The 6917-nt window shown below is 37.5% G+C and carries 7 protein-coding genes; 6 read left to right on the top strand and 1 reads right to left on the bottom strand.

Annotated elements, in window-relative coordinates; translation table 11 throughout:
• Window positions 1–205 precede the first annotated feature (205 nt).
• Window positions 206–511, bottom strand: a complete 306-nt coding sequence (locus AC5JMF_RS00725; RefSeq protein WP_495793800.1) for a hypothetical protein — start codon at window positions 509–511, stop codon at window positions 206–208.
• Window positions 512–1264: 753 nt separating this feature from the next.
• Here AC5JMF_RS00725 and AC5JMF_RS00720 point away from each other — a divergent pair.
• The 6 genes from AC5JMF_RS00720 to AC5JMF_RS00695 all read left to right on the top strand — a co-directional run bounded on the left by AC5JMF_RS00720 (window position 1265) and on the right by AC5JMF_RS00695 (window position 6851).
• Complete coding sequence (locus tag AC5JMF_RS00720) at window positions 1265–2443, top strand: helix-turn-helix domain-containing protein (protein ID WP_495793799.1); 1179 nt, start codon at window positions 1265–1267, stop codon at window positions 2441–2443.
• 113 nt (window positions 2444–2556) lie between these two features.
• Window positions 2557–3513, top strand: coding sequence for a ferritin-like domain-containing protein (locus AC5JMF_RS00715; RefSeq protein WP_495793798.1), 957 nt, complete (start codon window positions 2557–2559; stop codon window positions 3511–3513).
• 200 nt (window positions 3514–3713) lie between these two features.
• A complete protein-coding gene (gene uppS / locus AC5JMF_RS00710) occupies window positions 3714–4481 on the top strand; it encodes an undecaprenyl pyrophosphate synthase (protein WP_495793797.1) in 768 nt (255 codons plus the stop codon).
• A gap of 58 nt (window positions 4482–4539) precedes the next feature.
• The gene (locus tag AC5JMF_RS00705; protein WP_495793796.1) at window positions 4540–5181 is read left to right on the top strand and encodes a Uma2 family endonuclease; all 642 of its coding nucleotides are present in this window, start codon (window positions 4540–4542) and stop codon (window positions 5179–5181) included.
• 11 nt (window positions 5182–5192) lie between these two features.
• Window positions 5193–5834, top strand: a complete 642-nt coding sequence (locus tag AC5JMF_RS00700; protein ID WP_495793795.1) for a Uma2 family endonuclease — start codon at window positions 5193–5195, stop codon at window positions 5832–5834.
• Window positions 5835–5942: 108 nt separating this feature from the next.
• Entirely contained in the window at window positions 5943–6851 is a 909-nt protein-coding gene (locus AC5JMF_RS00695) for a glycine betaine ABC transporter substrate-binding protein (RefSeq protein WP_495793794.1), read from the top strand.
• Window positions 6852–6917: the final 66 nt, after the last annotated feature.

Below are 6917 nucleotides of genomic sequence, written 5' to 3'. Positions count from 1 at the left end.
GCTACGCTATCGCTACCGCTGACGCTCGTACCTCGCTACCGCTTCGCTAACGCTATCGATCACTCGCTACCACTAACGCTAACGTAATTCGTAATTAACGAAGGTAGGAGGCGAGGTTTTAGACCTGATTGTTTCAATAATACAAAAATGTCATTCTGAATTTAACTGAGAATGACATTTTTGTAAATAAATTTTTAGTAACTGATTACTGCTGCATTGAAGGTGCAGGAAAAATTCTACTGAAGATGGGAATACGTGGTTCAGGCTTTTTGACGGCTACATCGCTGTTAGAAGCAGAGGAGTTACTATCTACTTGAGAAAGTATAGGTAAATCTTTATTAGTATCATTACCAGAGTTTGTCACTTCTGTAACTGGAGATGAGTTTAAAGATTTGGGATTATTGCTACTTTTTTCATTTAACTCTGTGGGAGTTTGAGCTTGGCATGGAGAAATGAGCAAAGTTGCACTAGCTCCTAAGATAATCATAAAATTAAAAAAGTATTGCTGCATAAAATTATAATCTTTGTTAAAAAATACTAAACAATTGTGTTGTTATGCATGTAAAACTATTTTCTAATCAAAATATTTTTGATCGTCAATATATTTAACACAACAGTTAACAATTTACTGCTATAGATATTTATTTTAAAAGAGAAATATTACTGATTTTTTAAATCTTCGATTCTAGCTAAATTCAAATTAAATTCATGAAAACATTTAAAAGATATATAAATTTTTAACAAAGCCTGACTAAATAAAAGTGTAGGGATTGTAGGGATGTAGGGGATGCTTGGCCCCTTCCGAGATTTGAAAACACGCTCTAGTAAATCATTATTAAATAGCTTTGTATTTTTATATACTAAATTTTTTATTTAATGAAAAATTGTGTTCGTGAACACATTTAGAGTTAACTCAATTTCTATTCCTTTAGTAGTAGTGGTTTGATTCTTGTGATAGAAGTTATGTCAGAAAGTAACAGTTATTCTTTGAAAAAATAGCGCTAATTATCGCAAACATCAAGAAATTGAGGAGTGACAACGCGCTTAGACAACAGTGATATTTGAAATCTGAAATTATACTAAGGTATGGCTCGCTAATCCACAATAATAAATGTGCCTTTCTAAAGTTTTACGGCTAGCAATTGCAGCCCAAACAGAGGGTCATTTTGTCACTCAGTAGCTTCAGGAATACTGCAATTGAGCCAAAAATTTATTTAGTAGATTTTTTTGTTCAACCTCTGCAAACAAGTAGCGGGAATTTAAGGTGAACATAGAACAATTTATCCAACGTACAGAAGCATTGCACAGGCGTTTAACAGATTTATACCAAACTGCTAGTGTTTTGCCTTGGATACCTCTAGATTTATTGCCGCAAGCTTTCAAGGAACTTTATAGCACATCAAGGATGGTACAGTTAGCGGCAGAAGAATTGTATCAACAAAACGAAGAACTAATACAAACTCGAAATTTACTAGAAGCAGAACGTCAACGCTATCAAGATTTATTCGAGTTTGCTCCAGATGGCTATTTAGTAACCAATGCAGAAGGCATAATCCAAGAAGCTAATTATGCGGCAACGAGATTACTCAATATTTCAAAACATTTTTTGGTAGGCAAACCAATAATTAACTTTGTCTGTTTAGAAGAACGTCAGCAACTCCGCCGAGAACTTGTTCAGCTATCACAATCGGACAGAATTCGAGAATTAGTAATGCGCTGGCAACAACCCCGGAGTGAACCTTTAAATGCAGCTTTGACAGTGGCTGCTGTTCGCAATCAACAGGGTAAAGCTATCTCTTTACACTGGCTAATGCGTAATATTGCAGAGCGTGAGCGATCGCAATCACCAGTCATCAAGAATGACAACGATTTCATCCAAGACCGCCCTCTACATAAACATTCTAGAGGAGAGATTATTCCTCTAAGTCCATTAGAAATTTACTATGTTTGTCAAGGCTGGGTCAAGCTAAGTACATTTTGCGAAACAGGTGAAGAAGTTTTGATTGGGTTGGCAACAACAGGAATGGTTTTTGGTTCTAGTATGACCTCTCTAAATATTTACCAAGCAACAGCCCTCTGTAATGTTGAATTAGTATCAATTTATGTAGCAGAGATAGCAGCTTCTTCTACACTGAGCCATATTCTTTTACCAAAAATTAATCAACGTTTACAGCAAGCAGAATCTTTTTTAGTCATCTCTGGTAGGCGACGAGTACAAGATCGTTTGTATCATCTATTGGAATTTTTAAAACAGGAAGTTGGTGAAACTTTTTCAGAAGGAGTTCGCCTCAATATTCGCTTTACTCATGAAGATATTGCTAGTGCTTGTTGCACTACAAGAGTGACGATTACGCGATTAATGGGCAAATTACAACAACAAGGTATTATTAGCGTTGACTCAAAAAAACATATTATTTTTAAGGGAGTGGGGAGTAGGGAGTAGGGAGTAGGGAAGAAATAGACTTATCCGACTTTTTTGCCGACTTGAACCGACTGACAAATGACTGAGCGATCGCTTAGGCTATTGGGCATAGAGATAAAAGTAATGTCAAAAATATGCCTAATGTTATCAGTCCATTTACAGAAAATTTGGCAGATCAAACCTACTCTCAGCCCCATCAATCTCAAAACCAGCATCGTATTCGTTTCCTTGTAGATCAATATCTTGGAATTGAAAAACTACATCAACGCTTGCAAGATTTACCATTACAATTTCAAAATCCTCAACAGCGTCCTTGGAAACTGATTGATTGGAAAGCAATTAACCTGAATCAAATTATCGGTATAAATTCAGAGATATTTCTATCTATTCTTGTAGGTGCAATAGATACAGAAGCACCCATTCGCGGCTATACTCAAACAAGTCGCCAGTATTTAGAAAGATTGCATCCTCAGATGGCGCGTTTTGTCGGTGGCACAGTTGGCGAAGATGGTAACTTGCTAGAACTGGGTTTATGGGAAAAAGAAGAACGTCAACATACTCCCGCTTTACTCAAAGTTTACAGCCAATTAACAGGCGAGAAAATTACTCCAAAACTTCGTACAGTCAGAGGGTATCTTCCCACTAACGATCCTTATCAAGACTTATATCGCCACGGCTTACACCGTGTTGCTACTGAGTACGGTGCAACTTGCCTATATCTGTGGTTAATGGCCCATACCACTGGCGAACTTGCTGATGTTTTCGAAGAACTAGCCCAAGATGAAATCAACCACATGGCGAAATTCTGGGGATTTGGGGTTTGGGCTTTCCCTGAAATTTCCTTAGTACAAATTGGTCGCACATTAATCAAAACGCGATCGCAAAATTATCAACGCAATAACCTAATTCGTACCCTACGCCGCATGATGGGGACACTTAATTGGCATTCTTGGTCTTTGAATAACAAAGTTACTTTATTATTCACTTTTACTTACGTAATGCATCGTTTGTGGAGTTGGAATAGCACTCTCACACCAAAGTATTTACAAGATTTATTCGTAATTCGTAATGACGCTCGTACCTCGCTCTAAGCGAAGCTATGCCGTAGGCTTTACGCTACCGCTACGAAGCGCGTAATTCGTAATTAATATATCCGTTGAGAGGCTTGTTTTCAAGAAGCTTTCAATACTTTACTCTGTTTTTTAAACAATACTCACTTGGGCAACTTAGTATCATTAGTCATTTGCGAAGGACAAATGACTAATGACCAATGAAAAAGGAGAAATGACAAATGACAAATAATAAAAAACAACTTTTAGCATTACCTACAGACTTAAACCCTCAATACTTACCGCAACATGTAGCTGTGATTATGGATGGTAATGGACGATGGGCAAACAGTCGAGGTTTACCACGTATTGCTGGACATCGCCAAGGAGCAAAGACACTCAAAGAATTGTTGCGATGCTGTAAAGATTGGGGAATTAAAGCACTTACAGCTTACGCTTTCTCGACTGAAAATTGGCGGCGTCCCACCGAAGAAGTGGATTTTTTGATGCTTTTATTTGAGCGATTGCTACGCCAAGAGTTAGCACAAATGCATCGTGAAGGAGTGCGAATCTCATTTATTGGGAATTTGTCAGCTTTACCTGATTCTTTACAAGTTCAAATGCAGCGCTCAATGTTAGAAACGTTAAATAATCAGGCAATTCACTTTACTGTTGCAGTCAATTACGGCAGTCGTGATGAAATTATTAAAGTCTGTCGTCAATTGGCCAAATTAGTGCAGCAAGGAGAACTTAGCCCCGAACAAGTGAATGAAAGTATTGTAGAAAAACACCTTTATACAGCAGATATCCCAGAACCAGATCTGTTAATTCGTACTAGTGGTGAAATGCGGTTGAGCAATTTTCTCTTGTGGCAAATGGCGTACACAGAAATGTATTTTACTGATATTTTCTGGCCGGATTTTGATAGAGCGGCATTTTATCAAGCATTGTTAAGCTATCAAGGACGCGATCGCCGTTTTGGTCAAGTTAAACCTTCACTCTCAGCTTAGTGCTGGAAAATAAAACTTACTTGTATGATTGTGATTAGAGTTCCTCTTCAGCGATATCATGAGCGAATTACAAACAAAATTACCTAGTGATACCTGGGTAACAGCAACTTGGGATAAATACATCCAAGCGATCGCCAGTCCAATCTACGAAAAAGCCAAGTGCTACTATCACAATGGACAGATGAGGATTGAAATGCCACCAGTTGGAAATGACCACGCAAGCGACCACACAATAGTGATCTTTACTGTTAATCTGTTTGCCAGCGTTAAAGGTATTCCTCTAAATGGCAAGGATAACTGTACCTACCGCAAACCAGGTGTTAGTGAGGTTCAACCTGATATCTCTTATTACATTGGTGAAAACACCAATGTTGTTCCATATGGGACTTCAATTATCAATTTAGATATTTATCCCCCACCAGCTTTAGTAATTGAAGTTGCTAAGACTTCTCTAGCTGATGATAAAGGCGAGAAACGGCTCATATATGAAGATTTAGGAGTACAAGAATACTGGATTGTAGATGTTCAGAATGCTCAAGTGATGGCTTTTGCCATAGCAAATCAAGGTAGTAGAAGAATCACAGAATCTCAAGTATTGCCAGGATTAATAATTTCTCTATTAAATGATGCATTACGCCGAACTCGTCAGATGAATCAAAGTCAAGTTGGTGCTTGGTTATTAAGTCAATTTCAAGGGTAATCAGCAATCTTATGAGCAAATTACAAACAAAATTATCCAGTGATACCTGGTTAACAGCAACTTGGGATGAATACATTCAAGCGATCGCCAGTCCAATCTACGAAAAAGCCAAGTGCTACTATCACAATGGACAGATGAGGATTGAAATGCCACCAGTTGGAAATGACCACGCAAGCGACCACACAATAGTGATCTTTACTGTTAATCTGTTTGCCAGCGTTAAAGGTATTCCTCTAAATGGCAAGGATAACTGTACCTACCGCAAACCAGGTGTTAGTGAGGTTCAACCTGATATCTCTTATTACATTGGTGAAAACACCAATGTTGTTCCATATGGGACTTCAATTATCAATTTAGATATTTATCCCCCACCAGCTTTAGTAATTGAAGTTGCTAAGACTTCTCTAGCTGATGATAAAGGCGAGAAACGGCTCATATATGAAGATTTAGGAGTACAAGAATACTGGATTGTAGATGTTCAGAATGCTCAAGTGATGGCTTTTGCCATAGCAAATCAAGGTAGTAGAAGAATCACAGAATCTCAAGTATTGCCAGGATTAATAATTTCTCTATTAAATGATGCATTACGCCGAACTCGTCAGATGAATCAAAGTCAAGTTGGTGCTTGGTTATTAAGTCAATTTCAAGGGTAATCAGCGATATTATGAGCAAATTACAAACAAAATTATCCAGTGATACCTGGCTAACAGCAACTTGGGATGAATATATTCAATGACAAATGACAGATAATAAATGACCTAATGAAAAAATTTTTAGTATTCTGCTTTTGTATCTTTGCTGTAGTGCTAGTCATTGCTAGTTGCCAGCCAAATGTCGAGAGTAACAATGATGGTAAGATTATTGTCGCTTCTAAAGATTTTACTGAACAAGATATTTTAGGAGAACTTTTAGCACAGCAAATTGAGTCAACAACTAACTTAAAAGTTATACGTCGTCCTCGATTGGGTGGTTCTTTTGTTTGCCATAGTGCAATTACTGCTGGTCAAATTGATGCTTATATCGAATATACTGGCACTGCTTTTACTGGGATTTTAAAACAAAAAACAATTAATGATCCAAAAGTAGTTTATGAAAAATTAAAACAAGCTTATGCCCAGCAATTTAATTTAGAAATCATGCCAAGCTTAGGTTTTGAAAATACTTTTGCAATGATTATTCGAGGTGAAGATGCTAGGCGCTACAGCATTCAAACTCTCTCTCAAGCTGCCCAGTATACACCACAGTGGCGCGGCGGTTTTGGCTATGAATTTTTAGAACGGGAAGATGGTTTTGCGGGATTAGCTAAAACCTATGATTTACGTTTTGCTAAGCCGCCCCAAAATATGGATTTGGGTTTAATATATCGCGCTCTGCTGCAAAAACTAGTAGATATCGTAGCAGGTAATTCTACAGATGGGCAAATTTCACGTTTGGGTTTGGTAGTGCTGAAAGATGATAAACAATATTTTCCACCTTATGAAGCTGTGCCCATTGTTCGTAAAGAAACTTTGCAAAAATACCCAGAATTAAAAATAGCGATCGCTCAACTTGCCGGAAAAATTTCTGCTGATGAAATGCGACAATTAAATAACTTAGTTGAAGGAGAATTCAAAGACGTTAAAGACGTTGTTCGCAAGTTTCGCAAAGATAAAGGATTAGATTTAAAGTAGAGAATGGAAAATTGGCAATTGGGAATAGAATTAGAGTTTTGACGCTGTTGATTAAATGTAGTAAAA

The sequence above is a fragment of the Desmonostoc vinosum genome (assembly GCF_059505385.1).
Note: the sequence above shows the minus strand (reverse complement) of the source record. Positions and strands in the feature narration are given on the sequence as shown.

Coding starts and splice junctions, on each gene's coding strand:
- AC5JMF_RS00695 (WP_495793794.1), top strand. CDS start 5,943: ATGAAAAAATTTTTAGTATTCTGCTTTTGTATCTTTGCTGTAGTGCTA.
- AC5JMF_RS00725 (WP_495793800.1), bottom strand. CDS start 511: ATGCAGCAATACTTTTTTAATTTTATGATTATCTTAGGAGCTAGTGCA.
- AC5JMF_RS00700 (WP_495793795.1), top strand. CDS start 5,193: ATGAGCAAATTACAAACAAAATTATCCAGTGATACCTGGTTAACAGCA.
- uppS (WP_495793797.1), top strand. CDS start 3,714: ATGACAAATAATAAAAAACAACTTTTAGCATTACCTACAGACTTAAAC.
- AC5JMF_RS00715 (WP_495793798.1), top strand. CDS start 2,557: ATGCCTAATGTTATCAGTCCATTTACAGAAAATTTGGCAGATCAAACC.
- AC5JMF_RS00705 (WP_495793796.1), top strand. CDS start 4,540: ATGAGCGAATTACAAACAAAATTACCTAGTGATACCTGGGTAACAGCA.